Origin of the sequence: Ferrimonas sp. SCSIO 43195, assembly GCF_023716685.1 — a bacterium.
Taxonomy (GTDB): Bacteria; Pseudomonadota; Gammaproteobacteria; order Enterobacterales; family Shewanellaceae; genus Ferrimonas; species Ferrimonas kyonanensis.
Genome location: NZ_CP072679.1, coordinates 4013705 through 4033981 on the forward strand (window position 1 = coordinate 4013705; position 20277 = coordinate 4033981).

Annotated in this window: 19 protein-coding genes; 12 read left to right on the forward strand and 7 right to left on the reverse strand. The window is 59.8% G+C overall.

The genetic code is table 11. From position 1 onward, the window contains the following. Positions 1-89 precede the first annotated feature (89 nt). Positions 90-440, reverse strand: coding sequence for an iron-sulfur cluster insertion protein ErpA (gene erpA / locus J8Z22_RS18460; protein WP_028114507.1), 351 nt, complete (start codon positions 438-440; stop codon positions 90-92). 54 nt (positions 441-494) lie between these two features. Continuing rightward, a complete protein-coding gene (locus J8Z22_RS18465) occupies positions 495-1259 on the reverse strand; it encodes a DUF6776 family protein (protein WP_252007442.1) in 765 nt (254 codons plus the stop codon). Between the two features lie 56 nt (positions 1260-1315). Here J8Z22_RS18465 and J8Z22_RS18470 point away from each other — a divergent pair, with 56 nt between their 5' ends. Together J8Z22_RS18470 and hemL are read left to right on the forward strand one after the other, a co-directional pair. Further along, positions 1316-2980, forward strand: a complete 1665-nt coding sequence (locus J8Z22_RS18470; protein WP_035416289.1) for a chloride channel protein — start codon at positions 1316-1318, stop codon at positions 2978-2980. 231 nt (positions 2981-3211) lie between these two features. Then, a complete protein-coding gene (gene hemL / locus J8Z22_RS18475; protein ID WP_028114504.1) occupies positions 3212-4498 on the forward strand; it encodes a glutamate-1-semialdehyde 2,1-aminomutase in 1287 nt (428 codons plus the stop codon). 73 nt (positions 4499-4571) lie between these two features. Here the strand turns inward: hemL and dbpA are convergent, their stop codons facing one another. Further along, positions 4572-5951 carry an ATP-dependent RNA helicase DbpA gene (dbpA, locus tag J8Z22_RS18480; RefSeq protein ID WP_252007444.1) on the reverse strand — a complete coding sequence of 460 codons (1380 nt, stop codon included), beginning with the start codon at positions 5949-5951 and terminating at the stop codon, positions 4572-4574. 369 nt (positions 5952-6320) lie between these two features. Between dbpA and pyrB the strand changes: the two genes are divergently transcribed. The 3 genes from pyrB (at position 6321) to J8Z22_RS18495 (ending at position 8377) form a co-directional block, all read left to right on the forward strand. Next, positions 6321-7244 (forward strand): aspartate carbamoyltransferase, encoded by a 924-nt coding sequence (gene pyrB, locus J8Z22_RS18485; protein ID WP_252007446.1) that lies wholly within the window; start codon positions 6321-6323, stop codon positions 7242-7244. Positions 7245-7246: 2 nt separating this feature from the next. Continuing rightward, entirely contained in the window at positions 7247-7708 is a 462-nt protein-coding gene (pyrI, locus tag J8Z22_RS18490) for an aspartate carbamoyltransferase regulatory subunit (RefSeq protein ID WP_028114501.1), read from the forward strand. Between the two features lie 291 nt (positions 7709-7999). Continuing rightward, entirely contained in the window at positions 8000-8377 is a 378-nt protein-coding gene (locus J8Z22_RS18495) for a hypothetical protein (protein WP_028114500.1), read from the forward strand. 331 nt (positions 8378-8708) lie between these two features. Here J8Z22_RS18495 and J8Z22_RS18500 read toward each other — a convergent pair whose 3' ends face one another. From J8Z22_RS18500 to J8Z22_RS18515, 4 genes are all read right to left on the reverse strand, one after another. Then, positions 8709-10316, reverse strand: coding sequence for a polysaccharide deacetylase family protein (locus J8Z22_RS18500; RefSeq protein WP_252007448.1), 1608 nt, complete (start codon positions 10314-10316; stop codon positions 8709-8711). A 178-nt stretch (positions 10317-10494) separates the two neighbouring features. Further along, positions 10495-11307, reverse strand: a complete 813-nt coding sequence (locus tag J8Z22_RS18505) for a DUF2797 domain-containing protein (RefSeq protein WP_028114498.1) — start codon at positions 11305-11307, stop codon at positions 10495-10497. Between the two features lie 110 nt (positions 11308-11417). Further along, positions 11418-11693, reverse strand: a complete 276-nt coding sequence (locus J8Z22_RS18510; protein ID WP_028114497.1) for a YihD family protein — start codon at positions 11691-11693, stop codon at positions 11418-11420. 131 nt (positions 11694-11824) lie between these two features. Then, positions 11825-12694, reverse strand: a complete 870-nt coding sequence (locus J8Z22_RS18515; protein WP_252007451.1) for a LysR substrate-binding domain-containing protein — start codon at positions 12692-12694, stop codon at positions 11825-11827. A gap of 245 nt (positions 12695-12939) precedes the next feature. Between J8Z22_RS18515 and J8Z22_RS18520 the strand changes: the two genes are divergently transcribed. From J8Z22_RS18520 to J8Z22_RS18550, 7 genes are all read left to right on the forward strand, one after another. Further along, positions 12940-14070 carry an S-(hydroxymethyl)glutathione dehydrogenase/class III alcohol dehydrogenase gene (locus J8Z22_RS18520; protein ID WP_028114495.1) on the forward strand — a complete coding sequence of 377 codons (1131 nt, stop codon included), beginning with the start codon at positions 12940-12942 and terminating at the stop codon, positions 14068-14070. A 48-nt stretch (positions 14071-14118) separates the two neighbouring features. Continuing rightward, complete coding sequence (gene fghA / locus J8Z22_RS18525; RefSeq protein ID WP_252007453.1) at positions 14119-14958, forward strand: S-formylglutathione hydrolase; 840 nt, start codon at positions 14119-14121, stop codon at positions 14956-14958. Positions 14959-15079: 121 nt separating this feature from the next. After that, positions 15080-15484, forward strand: coding sequence for a thiol-disulfide oxidoreductase DCC family protein (locus J8Z22_RS18530; RefSeq protein WP_252007456.1), 405 nt, complete (start codon positions 15080-15082; stop codon positions 15482-15484). Then, positions 15454-16206: an SDR family NAD(P)-dependent oxidoreductase gene (locus J8Z22_RS18535; RefSeq protein ID WP_252007459.1), complete on the forward strand. Its 753-nt coding sequence runs from the start codon at positions 15454-15456 to the stop codon at positions 16204-16206. The genes J8Z22_RS18530 and J8Z22_RS18535 overlap by 31 nt, the downstream gene beginning before the upstream one ends. Positions 16207-16348: 142 nt before the next feature. After that, positions 16349-17218, forward strand: coding sequence for a mannosyl-3-phosphoglycerate phosphatase (locus tag J8Z22_RS18540; protein ID WP_252007461.1), 870 nt, complete (start codon positions 16349-16351; stop codon positions 17216-17218). Further along, positions 17191-18429, forward strand: coding sequence for a glycosyl transferase (locus J8Z22_RS18545; RefSeq protein WP_028114491.1), 1239 nt, complete (start codon positions 17191-17193; stop codon positions 18427-18429). Before J8Z22_RS18540 ends, J8Z22_RS18545 begins: the two co-directional genes overlap by 28 nt. Then, a complete protein-coding gene (locus J8Z22_RS18550; RefSeq protein ID WP_252007463.1) occupies positions 18416-20131 on the forward strand; it encodes an alpha-amylase family glycosyl hydrolase in 1716 nt (571 codons plus the stop codon). Before J8Z22_RS18545 ends, J8Z22_RS18550 begins: the two co-directional genes overlap by 14 nt. Positions 20132-20277 lie beyond the last annotated feature (146 nt).

Below are 20277 nucleotides of genomic sequence, written 5' to 3' on the forward strand. Positions count from 1 at the left end.
GAAAGCCGCGGTCGGAAAAAGGGAGCTCACATCCTCTGAAACAAAAAAGGCACCTCAAAGGTGCCTTTTTGCATTATGGCGATCGTGATTCAGATGGAGAACGACGCGCCGCAGCCACAGGTGGTGGTGGCATTAGGGTTGTTGACGAAGAAACGACTGCCTTCCAGCCCTTCGGTGTAATCCACCATACCGCCAACCAGATACTGCAGGCTCATGGCGTCGACGATCAGGGTCACGCCCTCTTTGTCGATGGTGGTATCTCCGTCATTCACCTTCTCATCGAAGGTAAAACCGTACTGAAAACCGCTGCATCCACCGCCGGTAACATAGACCCGCAATTTCAGATTAGGATTCTCTTCCTCCTCCAACAGCCCTTTCACCTTAATGGCGGCGGCATCGGAGAATTGGATCGGCATTGCTTGTTCTGCTGCAGCTGTCATGCGTACCTCTAAAACGTCTGTCTGCGCGGATTATCTAATACCCGACTGTTAGGTTCAAGTTTTGTCCGTTACCGATGTCGGCGATCCCTCATCGCTGGCCGGCTGGGTCAGCACCGCAAACTCGTACACCTGCTCGGTGGAGGCCGCCTTCTGGCCCCCACCGGCGGCGGTTTTTACCTTCACCGTCAGCCGTTCAGGAACGAAGTGCTCAGGCAGATCAAAGCTGCCTTCCAGTTCTTGAAAGTAACGGAACGAGAATTTCAGCTGTGACCGTTCCACCCCAAGACGCTCCAGGTTGAGCGTGGTCGGACTGCCATCCTGGCTGCCGGTCAGCAACATCGAGGCCTGACCTTTGGCAAACCGCTTACGCTTCTTCTGCTGGGTCAGCACCAACTTGTAGCGGAAGTGACCGGGACTGTGACTGTTCTCCACCGCCACTTCATGAATCACCACCCCGTCGGCATTTTGCTCCGGCGCCATGATGTTGCGATAAAAGGTCAGTTCGGTTTCCGCCTGGGCCAGTTGCTGACGCAACTGCGCCATCATGGCGACGGTATCAGCCTGGGAGCGACGTTCGGTTTCCAGCTCGATCTCCAATGCCGCGTGAGACTCGGTCAACACCCGAATCCGCTCCTTTTGCAGTCGCTCCGCCACCTGGGCGTTTTCCTGCTGCTGTTGCAAGGTCAACCGCTGCGGCCAGGACAGCAGGTAGCCAGCGGCCACCGCCACCAGCAGGATCGCCACCAAAACCAAGCCTCTGGGATTAAATTGGCGCTCAAACTGTTTGAGACCGTGCCAACGATGTTTCCAATTCTGCATAGTGAAACAAACTTTTTGTTGTTAGACTTTAGTCACTTGAAATCGCTTTCAATATTATGTTCCGGAACAGCAACCTAACGCTCTCTCAGGCAAAGCTCAGCATCCACCTGTGCCTGCTTGGCCTGCTTGTGGGCCTGGCAGCGGGTGTGCTGCTGCTGCTGTTTCGGGTCGTCATCGATTTAGGCCAGGGCTTCATCCTCGACAGCCCGGACGATTTTAGCGGCCTGCCGCCGCAATGGCGAGCGCTTCTGCCCATCGCCGGTGCGGCAGGGATCGCAATTATCGCCGCGGTTACCGCCAGCAAATACCGCCGTCTGGGGATCGCCTACGTCATCCACCGCATTAAACTTCACTACGGCCGCCTGCCGTTAGGCAGCGCCATGAACCAGTTCTTCAGCGCCGTCATCGCCCTGGCCAGCGGCTTCTCCGTTGGCCGTGAAGGCCCGGCGGTGCACCTGGGTGCCACGGTGGCCACCGGCTTTGCCCGTCGCTGGAAACTGCCGGACAACGCCCTGTCGATCCTCGCCTCTTGTGGCATAGCGGCTGGCATCAGCGCCACCTTTAACTCGCCGCTGGCGGCGGTGCTGTTTGTGCTGGAGGTGGTGTTGCGGGAATACCGCATTCACAGCTTCCTACCGATACTGATCGCTTCGGTCACCGGCAGCGTGGTCACTCAGAGCGTGTTTGGTAACACCCACCTCTACGGCCACTTCAGCATGGACGTGATCCCCCTGGCCCAATACCCGCTGCTGCTGGGCACCGGGTTGATCATCGGCTGCGTCGCCGCCGGGTTCAGCCATGGCCTGCTGACCATCACCGAAACCACCAGTCGCTGGCCACTGACCCTGAAGCTGTTGTTGGCCGGAGCCTGCACCGCCGCCATCGGCCTGCAGCTGCCGCAGGCATTGGGCACCGAGCATGCCGCCGTCTCCATCGCCCTCAGTGACAACCCCGGGCTGTGGCTGTTACTGGCGCTGCTTGGGGCCAAGATCCTCGCCACCTGGGTGGCCCTGGGGCTGGGCATTCCCGGCGGCATCATCGGCCCGCTGTACGGCATCGGAGCAGTACTGGGCAGCCTGATTGCCTGGGGCATGACACCGCTGTTTCCCCAGATGCAGGCCTACATTCCGCTGTACGCGGTACTGGGCATGACCGCCATGATGGGCGTCTGCTTGCACGCCCCCATGGCGGCCCTGCTGGCGCTGCTGGAGCTGACTCAGGATGCCAGCATCATCCTGCCCTCACTGCTGGTGACCCTGCCCGCCTATCTGCTGGCCTACAGCGTGTTTGGTTCCCGCTCCATCTTCCTGCGGCAACTGGACGCCATGGGGCTGGACTACCGGGTGTCGCCGACGGAGCTGGGGCTGCAAAAAACCGGCGTCATGGCCATCGCCGACCGCCAATTTGTCATCGGCACCCCCAAACAGACCGATGAACAGCTGCTGCAACTGATGAACGACGCCCACCAACAGCGACTGCTGCTGCGACTGCCTCAAGGCTGTGAGCTGGTGGCCCTGCACGCCAACTACGACGACGATACCCCCCTGACCCGCACCGAGGCCTTTGGCCTGCCGATGACCGCCACCCTGGCGGAGGTTCACAAGTTGCTCAACCGCAACCGTCAGAAAGCGGTGTACATCTATGATGAGCACCCGGAGCACCCGGTGGGCATCATCACCTGGTCCATGCTCAGGCAGGAGATACGGGCACGGCGATTTTAGAATGACTAATGACGCAACTGTGATGGCCGTCCTTGCCAACACAGGTCACAAAATGCCACCCTGCTTCGATCTACCGGGGAACTGTATTCAGGTGGCATTTGTCGATACCATGCACACAGTTTCCAGACGCATTCAGGGGTTCGTCCGGCCAATGCCCGCACGGACTCCGACCGTACACTTAATTACTCATGACCGGGTGTGCCTCGGCCACCCAACCCAGGAAGGATAACGATGAATCGCTCCGAATCCCTGTTCGAACAGGCTCAAAAAACCATCCCAGGTGGTGTGAACTCTCCCGTACGCGCCTTTAAAGGCGTGGGCGGTACTCCGGTATTTATCGAGCGCGCCGACGGCGCCTACCTGTACGACGTCGACGGCAAGCAGTACGTCGATTACGTCGGCTCCTGGGGCCCCATGATTCTGGGCCACAACCACAGCGCCATCCGCGAAGCGGTGGTCAAAGCGGCCGACAACGGCCTGTCTTTCGGTGCTCCGACCGCCTCTGAAGTGGAGATGGCCGAACTGGTGTGTGACATCCTGCCTCACGTTGAGCAGGTGCGCATGGTTAACTCCGGTACCGAAGCCACCATGAGCGCCCTGCGCCTGGCCCGCGGCTTCACCGGCCGTGACAAGTTCATCAAGTTCGAAGGCTGCTACCATGGCCACGCCGACTGCCTGCTGGTGAAAGCCGGTTCCGGCATGCTGACCTTTGGTGAGCCGACCAGCCCGGGCGTTCCGGCGGATTTCGCCAAGCACACCCTGACCGCCACCTACAACGACCTGGAGTCGGTGAAGGCGCTGTTTGAGTCCAACCCGGGCCAGATCTCCTCCATCATTCTGGAGCCGGTTGCCGGTAACATGAACTGCATCCCACCGGTGGAAGGCTTTCTGGAAGGTCTGCGCGCCCTGTGTGACGAGCACGGTGCCCTGCTGATCATCGATGAAGTCATGACCGGTTTCCGCGTCTCCCTGACCGGTGCTCACGGCCATTACGGCGTCAAGCCTGATCTGCTGTGCCTGGGTAAGGTGATCGGTGGTGGCATGCCTGTCGGTGCCTTCGGCGGCCGCGCCGACGTAATGCAGTACCTGGCCCCGGCGGGTCCGGTGTACCAGGCCGGCACCCTGTCCGGTAACCCCATCGCCATGGCAGCCGGTATGGCGCAACTGAACTTGCTGCGCGAGCCTGGCATCTACGACGCCCTGGCCGCCAAGACCGAAAAACTGGCGCTGGGCCTGAAAGCCGCCGCCGACAAAGCCGGTGTGCCGATGAGCGTCAACTACGTTGGCGCCATGTTCGGCGTGTTCTTCACCACCGAAGAGAAAGTGACCCGCTACCAGCAGGTGACCCAGTGCAACATGGAGCAGTTCAATGCCTTCTTCCACGGCATGTTGGAAGAAGGGGTGAACCTGGCCCCGTCCGCCTATGAAGCCGGTTTCCTGTCCCTGGCTCACAGCGATGCCGACATCGATGCCACCATCGCCGCCGCCGAGCGGGTGCTGGCCAAGATTGCCGCCTAAGCCGCGACCACAGAAACAAAAAGGGCAGCCGAGGCTGCCCTTTTTTGTTGCCGTTACTCGGCGCGATCATGACTCAGCGGTGCATGCGCACAATCAGGTTGCGGCCCTTGATCTTATCACCCTGCAGCACCTGCAGCGCTTCTTTGGCCCACTGGCGCTCGATGGCCACGTAAGAGAGCCGATCGGCAATCTCAATCTTGCCCACCGCCTTGCCCGGGATCCGCTTTTTGGCGGTCAATGCCCCAAGAATGTCACCGGCACGCAGCTTACTCTTGCGACCGGCACCGATGGACAGGGTCACCATTGGCGGCACCAGATCGATGCGGGCCGGTACGCTGAGCTTAGAGAACGGCAGGCGTGGGATAGGCTGGCCCTGCAACGCTTCGATCTCCTCCACCCGATGCAGTTCACCACCGGCGGCCAGGCTGATGGCACGGCCCTTGGTGCCCGCGCGGCCGGTACGGCCGATGCGGTGCACGTGCACTTCACTCTCGAAGGCGATGTCGTAGTTGACCACCAGAGACAGATCCTTGATGTCCAAGCCGCGGGCCGCCACGTCGGTCGCCACCAGCACCGATACGCTCTTACTGGCAAAGCGCACCAGAGTCTGATCCCGCTCGCGCTGATCCCGGTCGCCGTGCAGCGCCACCACATACACGCCGGCGTCTTCCAGCACCTCGGCCACTTGCTGACAGGCGCGGCGGGTGTTACAGAACACCACGGTCGACTCCGGTTGGTACTGAGCCAGCACCGCCAGCAGCGCGTCGTCTTTCTGGGCCGGGTTCAGCTCCACCAACCGCTGCTCGATCTTGTCCTGGGCTTCGCTGCCTTCGACGGTCACCATCAGTGGATCGCGCTGAACCCGGTGAGTCATGGCATCGATCTGCTCCGGGTAGGTGGCGGAGAACAGCAGGGTCTGGCGTCGCTGCGGCAACAACTCTAGGATGGCGTCGATGTCGGCTTCGAATCCCATGTCCAGCATCCGATCGGCCTCATCAAACACCAGGGTGTTCAGCGGCTTAAGCCGAATGCGCCCGCTTTTCATATGCTTAAGAATTCGGCCCGGGGTACCGACGATAACGTGGGCTCCGTGGTCCAGCGAGCCCATCTGCGGCCCCATGGGCACACCGCCGCTGAGGGTCAGTACCTTCACATTGGCAATGGCCCGCGCCAGGCGACGAATCTCTTTGGTGACCTGATCCGCCAGTTCGCGGGTGGGGCACAGCACCATCGCCTGGGTGCCCTGAACCGACAGATCCAGTTTATTCAGCAGCCCCAGGCCAAAGGCCACGGTCTTGCCACTGCCGGTTTTGGCCTTGGCCACCACATCCTGGCCCGCCAGAATGGCCGGCAGGGACTGCGACTGAATTGGCGTCATTTCGCTAAAGCCCAGTTGCGACAAGTTATCCAGGCAGGCGCCGGACAGAGGCAGAGAAGAGAAAGCGGTGGACATATCGGTACTCCATGGTCTTCAGTGGCAAACGGCCACGAACGCTGCCATGGGGTGAACCGATGGCAAAAGGGCGGCGACTATAGCACCCTTTGGCCACAGAGTGTACTGCCAGCATCGCCACCTCGCCCTTGCCAGCACCCGCGGTGGTGTCGATTCGATGGCTCGGCGCGGCTCGGATCGAACAACCCGGCTCAGGGCCACAAGCGCACGGTGGCTGACGCCAGCAGACTGAACCCCATTACCGTCCATTAAACCGGCGTTTTTTACCCACCGCCTGTAGGCGAACCGGCGCCATAATGCTACAATTTCGTTCCGGCTGTGTCTGGCCCGCAGACACATTCGGTGAATGCCGAAACCTAGGGATTCAGCATGACAAACCCTCTGTATAATAAGAACATCGTCTCAATTGCGGATCTGTCCCGCAGTGAGCTGGAACTGATCGTTTCCACTGCTCAATCCATTAAAACCACCCCCAGACCGCAACTGCTGGCCGGCAAAGTGATCGCCAGTTGCTTCTTCGAAGCCTCCACTCGCACCCGGCTGTCGTTTGAAACCGCGGTGCAGCGCCTTGGCGGCTCGGTCATCGGCTTTGACTCCGGCGGCAATACCTCGCTGGCGCAAAAAGGCGAAACCCTGGCCGACTCGGTGAAAGTCATCTCCTCCTACAGTGATGCCTTCTTCATGCGCCATCCGCAGGAGGGCGCGGCGCGACTGGCCAGTGAGTACTCCAGTGTGCCAGTGATCAATGGCGGCGACGGCGCCAACCAGCACCCGACCCAGACCCTGTTGGATCTGTTTAGCATCTACGAAACTCAAGGGTCGCTGCAGGGGCTGAAGGTCGCCTTCGTCGGTGACCTGAAGTACGGCCGCACCGTTCACTCCCTGGCCCAGGCGCTGTCGCTGTTTGACTGCGAGTTCTTCTTTGTCGCCCCGGAGCCGTTGCGCATGCCGGATTACCTGTGCGAAGAACTCAGTGATGCCGGCATACGTTTCACCCATGTGGACGATCTGGAGCAGGTGTTACCGCAATTGGACGTGCTGTACATGACCCGAGTGCAGAAAGAGCGCTTCGATCCCACCGAATACCAGCACATGAAATCCAAGTACGTGCTGTCGGCGGGTATGCTGGGTGGTGTCAAAGACAACCTGAAAATTCTGCACCCGCTGCCACGGATCGATGAGATCACCACCGACGTCGACGCCACCCCCTACGCCTACTATTTCCAGCAGGCTGAAAACGGTGTCTATGCCCGCCAGGCACTGCTGGCCCTGGTTTTGTCTGAGGAGTTGTAATCATGGCGAAAAACAAACTGAAAGTAGAAGCCATTGAGCGCGGCACCGTCATCGACCACATCCCCGCCGGCATGGGCGTGCGCATTCTCAAGTTCTTTCAACTGACCGACAAGAACGAACGCATCACCGTCGGCCTGAACCTGCGCAGTGGCGATGAGGCCAAGAAGGACCTCATCAAGGTGGAGAACACCGTGTTCACCGTCGAACAGGCCAACCAGTTGGCGCTGTTTGCCAGCGAGGCCACCATCAATGAGATTCGTAACTTTGAGGTGGTCAACAAGTACCTGGTGCAACTGCCCGAGTCCATCGATGGCGTCTTGCGCTGCCCCAACAGCAACTGCATCACCCATCATGAGCCTGCCACCACCCGGTTCTACGTGCGGCAGAAGCCCAGACAGACGGATCTCAAATGCCACTTCTGTGAAAAGAGCTTCCATACCTCGCTGTTCAGTGAACTGAACTGATGCCCAGCGGTTACGTCACCGGCGATGGTGATGTAACCGCTTTTATGCCAGTTAATCGCCAGCCTGTTTACCCCGCATACCCGATCCGCTCATTGTGTAATTTTCCCTGACCGGGCAGCGAAAACCCCGCCGCCGGGATCCCGGCAGCGATCGGGGCCGATCAATTGCATGTCGTCATTGGAATTTTGCCCCAATCTGGGCTAGAGTAGCGCCGCTGAAACCGCGGCCTACGCCGCCCATTGCTGTCCACATCCGGCAGCGCCCCTTCTGCTGTAGACGAGAGAGACAGAGATGAACATTACCGCCGTTGCCGAATTCCCGAAACCGGAAGTCAAGCGTCACCACAAACCTCGCCACCTGAAAAAGCTGGCCATCGGTGAGTTCGCTTCCACCTGCGTTCACATCCGTTTCGACGGCGACATTGCCCTGTTCGAAAAGCTGGACGAAGCCGTATTTAACGCCGCCAATGACACCGTGGGCACCTTCCTGGCCTACTTCAATAACCAGTATCATGTGGCCATCCACTTCTTTACTGCCGAAGCCAACATCGAAGAGCAGGCCGCTCGCATCGCCGCGCTGATCGAAGCCACCCTGGGCAGCCAGCCTGAGCTGACCATCTTTGCCGGTGACGAGAACTACGGCGACTGGGATGCCACCTTCCAGAACTAAGGCCTTCGGTCTCGAAAAAAGCCGCCCTATGGCGGCTTTTTTTGTGGCTGGAAATGATGGCCATTGATGGCGGCAACCTGGCAGCCGCACTCAAAAAGAAGCCGCCAGGCGGCGGCTATAAAGCAGGATGGTATTGACGCTAACGATTCATTGGCCTCCTCTTGACGGTTCAGGGCATCACGGCATTCAGCATTGCCGCGCCCCCTGCAGTTCTGAGACTGGATAAAATAAACGGACAAATTCCCTCCTCCTTAAGATTGAGTTCTCAACTCAGCCGACACCGTCGGCTCCGGCTACTGCATGCTTATCGAACCCTCTGCGCGGGCCTTCCCTAAATCGGTGGAGTGGCGGCGTTGGGCAGCCGCGACATCCGTTTCTCGGGCCTGGCTTTCAGCCTCGACGGACAAAATCCCTCGATCATCGCCCTGAACGCCACGTCACTGCAGTTGGCGTCCACCCCCATGCGTTTGACATCAAAGGGGTCGATGCGGCCCTCGTTGGTGCCTCCGTGACAGGAGACACACCCCCGGAATCCCAACGCCTTTACCTGTGCCATCACCGCATCGTTAATGTCAGACGCTTTGCCAAACGGATAGGCAAACAGCACGTCTGATGCCCCCAGGTGATGCTCCAGCTCCCGTTTGCTGGCCTGCAATTCGGCCACCACCTTTGAGAACGATGCCTGTGCACAATTAAGGTGAGTCTGGGTGTGAGCACCGATGGTAAATCCTCGCTGCTGCATGCTAGTCAGTTGGGCCCAGGTCATGGTCGGCAAGCCGCGCCCCAGAGCATCCAGATCATGTTGAAACGGTTGGTTGCTGCCGATCATGGCGGTACTGACGAAAAACGTCGCCGGAATGCCGTGTCGCTCCAGCACCGGCACCGCATTATCGTGATTGTCCAGATAACCATCATCGAAGCTGATCGCCAGCAGAGGTTTGGCCGCATCCTTGGGAATGTTGCCGGCCATCAGGCTGGGCAGAGACACCGGGGTACAGTGACGGGCCACCATGGCCATTTGATGCTCAAACTGCTCGATACCCACAGTCAAACTGTCCCTCAGATCGTCGTTGACCCGGTGATACGCCAGCACCACCACTCGTTGGCAGCCTCGAAAACCGGCAAGGCCACGCCATAACGGTCGCCAGATATGGCTGTACCCTTGAAAAAACAGCGACTTCATTCGAGTACGCAACCCACTCTGAAGAGAGACCCAGCGCCGCTGTCGCTGCAGTTGCCGACGCTGCTGCAAACTGGGCACCGTCTTACGCCGGGGCAGAGGTTCCTGGGGATGACGCACCATCTCTTCGCAACTGATCATCCCCACGGCGCCGCACAGCATCTGAGTCAGGCACTCCTCCAACTGAATCTGGGCCCCGCGCTCACTGCTGTAGGCGGACAGCGCCAACTCCGTCTGCAGCAGAATCGACGCGGGTCGGTGGTCAGGTTCCAGTCGCTGCACGTGGATGGTCACGCTCGGCTTTTGCTCCCACAGGGCCCAGAACAGCGCATCCCGCCCTTCATCAAAGGCTGCACCCAACTGAATCGCCAGCGTGCCCCAGTGCGGCACTTGGTGCAGAGCCGGCCGTAACGACAGATCGCCGTAAGCCAGCCCGAGATCCGCCTGATACTGCTCCACCAGCACTCTGATCCTCAGTGAGTTAATGTCGTCCACCACCTTAAATTGAACCCGCGGGTGATGACGAAGCCGGCCCGGATCGTACCGGTTGAGGGTATCCGCCAACGGTGAGGGCGAGTTCAAAGGCCAGCGGCATTGTGACCAGTGCGGTGTCGGCCGACGCCACTGTGAGGCCCAAACGGCGGTGGCTGGCTGTCTCAACACCAGCAGCTGCAGCTTGGGGTACTGCTCCAACAACTGCACCAGTGTCTTGCACAGACAGAAGTCCAGTTCAGAGGTAAACACCACCAGTTTGTCCATCACCACCTCGGCACAATCAGAAAACCATGCTCAGACTAATCAAACCCCGTGCCAACTAGTAAGTCATTGAAATAGTTATCTTGGTTCTACGCGGTGGCGGCCTCATTGCAAAATGACAGGCAGAATGAAAAACGCCGGCCCTCATGGACCGGCGTGTTGTGGGTTTCGAGTCCCGAGATCAGCGACTGACGCGGACCTCGTAGCCGGTGAACTTACGAATGTTGATCACACCGGTATCGAAGATCAGATACTGGCCCTTTATGCCCAACAGAATGCCGGACACCAACGGGGTCTTGTCGAAGTTGTGGGATGCCACCTTTACCGGAAACTGCTTCACCGGGTAATCGATGGCGACGATGGATTCGTCCAGAATCTCATAGGCATCGTCACCGAACTCAGCGCGAATGGCCGCCAGTTTCTCCTCAATCTTCGGCAGCAAACAGTGCGCCTGGGCCTTGAGGTCCAGATCGTCGTTATTGCCTTTGAGCATCGCCCGCCAGTTGGTCTTGTCGTTGATGAACGCCCCCAACGCCACCTCCACCAATCCGGAGATGTATCGGCTGCGCACTCGAATGATCGGCAACCCCTGAGTGGCACCCTGATCGATCCAGCGTGTCGGCAATTGCGTGTGTCGAGTGATGCCCACCTTCAGGCCCGAGGTGTTAGACAGGTAGACGTAGTGAGGCACCATGCACTGGGCTTCGCCCCACTCCGGCTCCCGACAGGTGCCAGCGGCAAAATGACAGGTCTCCGGCTTCATGATGCACATGTCACACCGGGCCAGCTTTTTCATACAGGGAAAACAATGCCCTTGAGAATAACTCTTGTTGGTCTTGCGGCCACAGGCATCGCAGAAGATGTTGCCGGTGTGCTCCAGGGTCAGCGACTGGCCAATAACGTCATTTAACGGCAGGGCTTCCTCGCCCACCAACAGGGTGTAGTCGACGTCGCCCGCCAACTGGCTGCGCATCTTTTTCAGGGTTCCTTGCATGCTTGGTTTCTTCTGTCACGGTCGATGGGGCCAGTGTAACAACTCCCACGGTCAGCCCAAACAAAAACGGCCGCTCGAAAGCAGCCGTCTTCATTGATAGCGGGTTAAGCTTATTCGTCGTCGATGCCGCGAGCCTTTAGGATCGCCCCTTTCCAGTCAAAATCCTCGACGTAATCTTTCTTGATGCCGGGGATCATGGTGTCCTTGCTGGTTTCGCCCATCTTCAGCTGATAGATCAGCATGTCGTCGGTCAACTCCGACAGGGGGCCGTCAAAACCGGCTTGATCGGCCACTTTTTGCAGCATCTGCACCAGATTCAGTTCCTGATCTTTCTGCCACACCGGCTCCAGCAATTCCAGCAGTTCTTCAATTCGATGGCACGCCATGGGGTCTCCCTCCGTTCCCGTTTTCAGGCATCATATCCTGCCAAACTGTGATCTCAAGCGCTTTTTGCACTGACAAAATTCATCCGAGCCTGAATCCTGACCATGGCAGCCGAACCGCCCTGTTTGAGACCTCAACTCAGGTGCTCGGCCAGGTGATCCACCAGCAACCGCACTTTAGGCGACAGGTGACGGTTTTGGGGGTACAAGGCCCAGATACCGTCATCCTGCTCATTAAAATGATCCAGCACCGACACCAACTCACCGCGATCCAGGTAGCGCTGAACGTAGTAACCCGGCAGTTGCACCAGCCCCAATCCCTTGCAGGCGGCGTCGGTCAACGCCTGGCCACTGTTGCACCTCAGGCTGCCCCTGACCCGAATGCTTCTGGGCTTACCCGACTCCTGAAAGCGCCAGAATTCCAGCGTGCCCACCAGGCAGTTGTGGCGCTCCAGCTCCGACAGCGAATGAGGCACCCCGTGCGCTTGCAGATACTCGGGGGCGGCGCACACATACTGGGTGCGACTGCTCAGGCGTTTGGCCATCATGCTGGAGTCTTCCAGCCGTCCCAGGCGTACTGCCAGATCGAAGCCCTCCTCCACCAAATCGATTTTCTGATTGGTAAGATGCAGTTGTACTTCCAGCTCCGGATACTTTAGGGCGAAATCGTTCACCAGCGGTGCAATGGTGCGCTCGCCATAGGTCACCGGCGCCGTAATTCGCAACCGGCCCCGGGGCGAGCTTTGCAGGTTGCTGATGGCCCGCTCCGCCTCTTCGAGGCCGTCCATTACCTGACGACAGTGACGGTAATACACCCGCCCGACGTCGGTCAGAGACACCTTGCGAGTCGTACGGTAGAACAGCTTGGCCGCCAGCCTGGCCTCCAGCGCGGTGATCTGCCGGCTGACCTGAGCGGTAGAGATCCCCAGACGTTTGCCGGCGGCGGTAAAACTCTCGGTCTCTGATACCGCCACAAATTCACTGACCCCATTCCAATCAGACATCGCCCCCCCTTTTGCTTCATTAACGGCTCATCAGTGCCCTACACACAACTTCTCTGCCTCACCCTCGTGCAGGAGGCTAATCTTACCTGACAAATCAGGTCAGCCTGACGCTCAATTATTACCACCAGGTAAAAGTAATTTACCTTAGTGGCCGATTATCAACAATTCAGAAGCAAATATACTACTCAGCATCGAAACGGCGCCAACCGGCGTCCCCAATACAATGATGACAACAGGAAACGTTAATGACTGCACAAATCATTAAATCCAAGGCCGCCGTCGCCTGGGCCGTTGGTGAACCCCTCTCCATGGAAACCGTTGACGTGATGCCGCCGCAAAAAGGCGAAGTGCGGGTCAAGATGATTGCCACCGGTGTCTGCCATACCGATGCCTTTACTCTGTCCGGTGACGATCCTGAGGGAATCTTCCCCTGCATTCTGGGCCACGAAGGCGGCGGCATTGTCGAGTCTGTCGGCGAAGGCGTCACCAGCGTCAAAGTCGGGGATCATGTGATTCCACTGTACACCCCGGAATGTGGTGAGTGTAAGTTCTGCAAGTCCGGCAAGACCAACCTGTGCCAGAAGATCCGCGAAACCCAGGGTAAGGGGCTGATGCCCGACGGCACCACCCGCTTCTCCAAAGACGGTCAACCCATCTACCACTACATGGGCACCTCCACCTTCTCCGAATACACCGTCCTGCCGGAGATCTCCCTGGCCAAGGTTAACCCCCAAGCGCCACTGGAGGAGGTGTGCTTGCTGGGCTGCGGTGTCACCACTGGCATGGGCGCGGTCATGAACACCGCCAAGGTAGAAGAAGGCGCCACCGTGGCCATCTTTGGTCTGGGCGGCATCGGCCTGTCTGCCATCATCGGTGCCACCATGGCCAAAGCCAGTCGCATCATCGCCATCGACATCAATGAGAGCAAATTCGAACTGGCCCGCAAACTGGGTGCCACCGATTGCATCAATCCGCAGCAGTACGACAAACCGATTCAAGAGGTGATCGTCGAGCTCACCGATGGCGGCGTTGACTACTCCTTTGAGTGCATCGGCAACGTCAACGTGATGCGCAGCGCCCTGGAGTGCTGCCACAAGGGTTGGGGTGAGTCGGTGGTCATCGGTGTTGCCGGTGCCGGTCAGGAGATCTCGACCCGGCCGTTCCAACTGGTAACCGGCCGGGTGTGGCGCGGATCCGCCTTTGGTGGCGTCAAGGGGCGCTCCGAACTGCCCGAGTACGTAGAACGTTACCTCAATGGCGAGTTCAAGCTGGATGATTTCATCACCCACACCATGGGACTGGACGAGGTCAACACCGCCTTTGATCTGATGCACCAGGGCAAGAGCATTCGCACCGTAATCCATTTCGACAAGTAATCCACCGCATCCCGGCCCCTGGCCGGGATTCTGCCACAGGATCCCCAGATGACTTTAGAAAACGTCAGCATCAACAAGAGCTTTGGCGGTTGGCACAAGCAATACAGCCACCACTCCGACAGCCTCAACTGTTCGATGCGATTCGCCATCTTTCTGCCACCGGGCGCCAGCAACGATCAGCGAGTTCCAGTGCTGTATTGGCTGTCCGGCCTGACCTGCAGCGACGAGAATTTCATGCACAAAGCCGGAGCGCAGCGTCTGGCCGCCGAACTGGGAATCGCCATTGTCGCCCCGGATACCAGCCCTCGCGGCGACAAGGTGCCCGACGATGAAAGCTATGATCTCGGCCAGGGCGCCGGGTTCTATGTCAACGCCACCCAAGCCCCTTGGCACCGCCACTACCGCATGTACGACTACCTGGTTGAGGAGTTGCCGGCCCTGATTGAAGCCACCTTTCCGGTCAACGAACGCCGTGCCATCGCCGGCCACTCCATGGGCGGCCATGGCGCACTGATGATTGGCTTGCGTAATCCCGACCGCTACCGCTCCATGTCGGCGTTCAGTCCCATCAGTAACCCCAGCCTCTGCCCCTGGGGGCAGAAAGCCTTTGGCGCCTACCTGGGCAGTGACAGCGCCGCCTGGCACCAGTACGACGCCAGCCTGCTGATGCGCGACGCCGTCAATGGCCCGCCGGCACTGGTGGATCAGGGCAGCAGCGATCCTTACCTGACCGAGCAACTGCAACCGCAGGCGCTGCAAGCCGCCGCCAAGGCCAGCGGCTACCCGCTGCAACTGAATCTGCGCGAAGGCTACGACCACAGCTATTACTTCATCGCCAGCTTCATCGATCAGCACCTGAAGTTTCACGCCAGCCACCTGCAAGGCTGACGCTGCCGAACCACCTGGCACCACCGAGGCCCTCAGGCCGAGGTGGTGGCCATTGGTCTCAGTGCGATCCCAATCCGCCACCTGTACGTACTGGTTGCATCACCCTGATGTGGAAGCCAGCATGACCTTTACTCTGTTTATCGACGATCGCTGTCCCCTGTGCAGCCATGAAGTCAGCCTGCTGCGCCAGCGCGATCCCCTCGGACGGCTGCGGTTTGTGTCCATCTACGACGACCAGTGGCACTCGGAATTTCCCCAGGTCGACCCGGCGCGCTGCCTGCAGGTGCTGCATGCGGTCAACGAACGTGGTCAGGTGGTCACCGGTCTGGATGTCACCGTCGGCGCCTGGCAGCGAGTGGGGCGCGGCCATCTGGTCGGCTGGCTGCGCTGGCCACTGATACGGCCGCTGGCCGACTGGGGTTACCTGCGCTTTGCCCGACATCGACACCGGGTCTCTGCCTGGCTGATGGGTGCGCCCCGTTGCAACGGCGATCAATGTTCGCTGCCACCGAAGTCGCGCCCATGACCCTGCATCTGATCATTGGCGCTGGCGGCGGCATCGGCCAGGCGTTGACCAACCACAGCCTGGCGCAGTCGTCGCAACGAGTGGTGGCCGTCAGTCGTCAGGTCGACTCCGGGTTAAAGCCGGTGTCCCACCCCAGATTAACCCGCCTGCAGTGCGACAACAGCGCCGCTGCCATTGCCGGGGTTATGGAAACATTGATGCCACAACGGCATCAACTCACCAGGGTCACCCTGTGCAATGGCCGCTTGCACCACCGCGACTTCTCCCCGGAAAAGCGCATCGAGCAGTTGAATGACACCGCCCTGACCAGCCTGTACCTCAGCAATGCCGTGGTGCCGGCACTGTGGCTGTCCCAATTACTGCCGCTGCTGCAGCGCAGCCGCCACTGCGTCATTACCGTACTTAGCGCCCGGGTCGGCAGCATCGGCGATAATCGCCTCGGGGGCTGGTACGGCTACCGAGCCAGCAAAGCAGCCCTGAATCAACTGCTGCAAACCGCGGCGGTGGAAGCCAGCCGCCGCGCCAAAGGGGTCAAGCTGGTGGCTTATCACCCCGGTACCGTCGACACCGCGCTGTCGCGACCATTTCAATCGCGGTTGCCACCGGGTCAACTGCTCAGCCCACAGCAGGCAGCGCACCAGCTTTTTCGGGTCACCGAGACGCTTGAGGCCGACGGCCAGCTCAGCTACCTGGACTGGCGCGGAGAGGCCATTCCCTGGTAACCCCGTAGCGCGCCGCTTCGGCAACGGCAACCCCGGTTCTGATTACCATTTCAAAACTGATGCTTATTTGACCAGGTGCCATCTCGACATGAATGCTTACTCATAAATGGGTAGTTTTTAGTCAGGAGTCCGCATGCAGGGAATGCCATCGACATCCGCAATTACGCACCGTGTCGCGCCGCCGTTGGTGGTGGTCACCGATCTCGACGGCACCCTGCTGGATCATCATCACTACCACTTTCGGGCCGCCTTGCCGGCCCTGTCCCGCCTGGCGGCACTGGCGATTCCGGTGATTCTCAATACCAGCAAGACGCAGGCGGAAGTGGCCCAGTTGCGCCGCCAATTGGATAACCACTGCCCCTACGTGGTCGAGAACGGCGGCGCCCTGCTCTGGCCCGAGGGCAACGATGTGCGAATACAACGACTGGGCCGCCCGCGACAGGCGATCCTGGAGATATTGCAGCGCCTGCACAGCCCTCTCGGGCTGTCGCTGCAGGGCTTTGCCAACTGGGACGTCGACCAGTTGTGTCAGCACACCGGTCTGACGCCCCAAGCCGCAGCCCAGGCGCTGGATCGTCACTACTCCGAACCCCTGCTGTGGCCACACGACGACGCCACCCTGGCCCGGCTGCGCCAACTGTTGGCCCCCCACCAGCTGCAGGCATTGAAGGGCGGGCGTTTCCTGCACATTCAAGGCCACCACGATAAGAGCGATGCCCTGGCGCCGCTACGGCAATACTATCAGCGGCTGTGGGGCTGCCCGCCGGTGATCGTCGCCCTTGGCGACGGCGGCAACGATCGGCGCATGCTGGAGCTGGCAGACTGGGCGGTGGTGATTCGAACCCCTGACCGAGCCCCACTGCATCTGTCACCGCGCCGAGGCCGCACCACCCTGCTGCCCACCGGAATCGGCCCCGAGGGTTGGAACCAGGCCATACAGCGTATTCTCAATCACTACCGTTCCTCAGACTTAGGGAGAAGCACATGGGCGACTTTCACCAAAACGGGGTGATCACCACCCTGCACAACCTGACCCGCCGGCCCATCGACGAATTGGAACGGGAGTTGAGCAGCTTTGCCCGCTCCCGCCCCATGAGCCTGGTATTGCCGTCGCTGTACAGCGAGCTGCAGGGGCCAGCCCTGGACAACATCGTGGCCGAGTTGTGCCAGGTGCCCTATCTGCAGGAGATCGTCATCGGCCTGGATCGCGCCGATCGGGACCAATACCGCCACGCCCTGGAGTTCTTTGGCCGCCTGCCTCAACAACACCGAGTGCTGTGGAACGACGGTCCACGCCTGAGCGCCATCGACGCCATGCTTCGAGAGCAGGGATTGGCGCCGACGGAACTCGGCAAAGGCCGCAACGTCTGGTACTGCCTGGGCTATGTGCTGGCCCGTGGTAACAGCGAGGCGGTGGCGATGCACGACTGCGACATCCTCACCTACGATCGCAGCCTGCTGGCCCGGTTGATCTACCCGGTGGCCAACCCCACCTTCAACTACGAGTTCTGCAAGGGCTACTACGCCCGAGTGGCCGCAGCCAAACTCAACGGTCGAGTGACTCGATTGCTGGTCACGCCACTGTTAAGATCCCTGAAAAAGATCTACGGCAACCTGGAATACCTCGAGTACCTGGACAGCTTCCGCTACTCCCTGGCCGGTGAGTTTTCATTCCGCATCGATGTCATCAACGACCTGCGCATTCCCAGCGACTGGGGACTGGAGATCGGCGTGCTGTCCGAGGTCAAACGCAACTACGCCAGCAACCGCCTGTGCCAGGTCGACATCGCCGATTGCTACGACCACAAACATCAGCAGTTGTCCAAGGACAACGACGACGGCGGCCTGTCGAAGATGTCCATCGACATCGCCAAGGCCATTTTCCGCAAGCTGGCCACCAATGGGGTGGTGTTCTCGTCGGAGACCTTCCGCTCCATTAAGGCCACCTACTACCGCATCGCCCTGGATTTCATCGAAACCTATCGCAACGACGCCGCCATCAATGGCTTGGCGTTTGACGTTCACAGCGAAGAGGAATCGGTGGAGTTGTTTGCCGAGAACGTACTCAAAGCGGGCCTGCACTTCCTCGACAACCCCATGGAGACACCGTTCATTCCCAGTTGGAGCCGGGTTCGCAGTGCGGTGCCGGACATCTTTGAACAGCTGATCGATGCCGTGGAAGCGGATCACCGTGAGATGGTTCGCCAGTATGACCGCGCTTAACGCCCGGCTGTGCGACCACCTGCGCCGACTCTACCCCGAGGGCGACCATTCGGCGCTGGCCAGCGAGTTGATCCAGGCCATGGGCGGACCACAGCCCCTCAGTAACATCACTGCGCCGCTGTGGGACCAACGGGACGCGGTGCTGATCAGCTACGGCGACAGCATTCTGACGCCGGGGCAAACGCCCCTGGCCAGCCTCAGTCGCTTTATCCGCCGTCACCTGCAACACCGATTTACCACCCTGCACCTGCTGCCCTATTTTCCTTACAGCTCCGACGACGGCTTTGCGGTGATGGACTACCGTCAGGTTAACCCCAGCCTCGGCGACTGGAGTGACGTAGCCACCCTGGCCCGGCAGATGACCCTGATGACGGATCTGGTGCTCAACCACTGCTCCAGTCGCAGCCGCTGGTTCGAGCAGTTCAAGGCTGGCCAAGCGCCGGGCAGAGACTACTTTGTCACCGCCGATCCCGGCGAGGATCTCAGCCAGGTGGTGCGACCGCGCACCTCGCCGCTGCTGCGAGCGGTGCAGACGCCACAAGGGCAGCGCCATGTCTGGTGTACTTTCAGCCCGGATCAGGTTGATCTCAATTTCGCCAATCCGGCGCTGTTGATTGAGATGGTGAAAATACTCAGGTACTACCTGGACCAGGGCAGCCGCTGGATTCGACTGGATGCGGTGGCCTTTTTGTGGAAACAGCCCGGCAGCGACTGTCTCAACCTGCCTCAGACCCATGAGATCATTCGGCTGCTGCGCACCCTGGTGGAGGCCCTGGCCCCCGACACCGTGCTGATCACCGAAACCAACATTCCCAACCGCGACAACCTGAGCTATTTTGGCAACGGCAACGAAGCCCACCTGATCTACAACTTTACCCTGCCGCCACTGGTGTTGCATGCGCTGCTCAGCGGCAGCAGTACCGCGCTGCGTCGCTGGCAGATGAGCATGCCGCCCACCCGGGAAGGCACCGCCTACCTCAATTTCCTGGCTTCCCACGATGGCATCGGCCTGCGTCCGGTCGAGGGACTGCTCAGTGACCGCGATATCGATGCCATGGCCAACCGCATGCAGGCCTTTGGCGGCAAAATCTCCTGGCGTAGCCTGTCGGGCCAGCAACCACGTCCCTATGAGATCAACATCAGCCTGTTTGACGCCTGCCGGGGCACCCTACTGCAGCAAGACCAGTGGCAGATGGCGCGGTTCCTGTGCGCCCACACCCTGATGCTGGGGCTGGAGGGGATTCCGGCCCTGTATCTGCACTCGTTGCTGGCTACCGAAAATGACCAGCAGAAACTGGCCAATACCGGCAATAACCGCGCCATCAACCGTCACAACTGGTCGACCGTCGAGTTAGAAGCCGCCCTCATCGACCCTTCCAGTCCGCGACGTCAGGCCCTGGAGCAGTTGTCGCAGCGGCTGAAACTGCGGCAACAACAGCCCGCCTTCCACCCCAATGCCACTCAGTTCACCCTGCATCTGGGCGAATCTCTGTTTGGCTTCTGGCGCCAGAGTCGGGATCGTCGGCAGAGCATTTTTGCCGTTCACAACCTCAGCCATCAGCCTCAGTCCCTGTGCCTGGCGGATCTGAACCTCATCGAACCCGATTGCTGGCGCGACCTGATCGGCAATCAAACCCTTGAGCGCACCGATGCCAGCCTGACCCTGGCCCCCTATCAGTGCCTGTGGCTGACAAATCAATAAAACGCTCGTTCACTTTTTACTATTGCTTAAAATGCTGGTACAACGAGGCTGCAGCCAGGAATCACCGCGTCGCTGCTCATCAACCGTTACACTCGCTCACAACAGCATTACGGTTTTTCGACGCCAAAAACGGTACCCTCGGCGCC